This is a genomic window from Marivita sp. S6314 (assembly GCF_023015985.1).
Classification (GTDB): Bacteria; Pseudomonadota; Alphaproteobacteria; order Rhodobacterales; family Rhodobacteraceae; genus Marivita.
Window position 1 is genome coordinate 1 of the sequence record NZ_JALKAO010000024.1, and the last position, 602, is coordinate 602.

A 602-nucleotide genomic window follows, 5' to 3' on the forward strand; every position below is an offset into this window, starting at 1 on the left:
CGACAGAGGCGCTTGCGGCGAAGGCTGTCAGAACGAGGGCGGTGGATGCGATAAGAGTTTTCATGACTTTGGTCCTTTGAAAGAGGGAGGGTTTACTTAACAAGTGCCTGGATGACGGCGCGCTTTTCGCCTTCGCTGTCGCCCGAGTGGATGATCGACAGGATGGTGTTCACTTCGGCGTCGCTCAGGGTCGAGACATCAACGCCGGGGGCGTAGGTGTCGAACTCGGATGTGTCGACAGAGGCGGAGGCTGCGAAAGCGGTCAGAACAAGGGCGGATGCTGTGATGAGGGTTTTCATTGTGGTGGTCCTTTTTAATGTGATGCGCCTGTCTGCGGCGCGGGTTTCGATGTTGGTGTGCACCGGTGTGGTGCGGTGGTTTGTGTGTCTGTTGTCGGGCTGTCTGTCCGACACCAATCAAGCTAGGGGCCGGGGCGCGGTGTTTGAATTCACGAGCTGTGCACAGAGGCTCTCGCAAAAGTGGACTTGACGAAAAAGCGGCGTGGATCCGCTCTGCGCATGGGTGCACAGGGACGGTGCGGGCCATGAAAGACAGGGGGTTTGGGGGCGGATCGGCAAAGCTTTGCAGCGCGTCGGCATGTA

Annotated in this window: 1 protein-coding gene; it reads right to left on the reverse strand. The window is 58.6% G+C overall.

Annotated features, from left to right (window positions below):
- Positions 1 to 92: 92 nt before the first annotated feature.
- On the reverse strand, positions 93 to 299 hold the full coding sequence (locus tag MWU54_RS18855; protein ID WP_247086753.1) for a hypothetical protein: 207 nt from the start codon (positions 297 to 299) through the stop codon (positions 93 to 95).
- Positions 300 to 602: the final 303 nt, after the last annotated feature.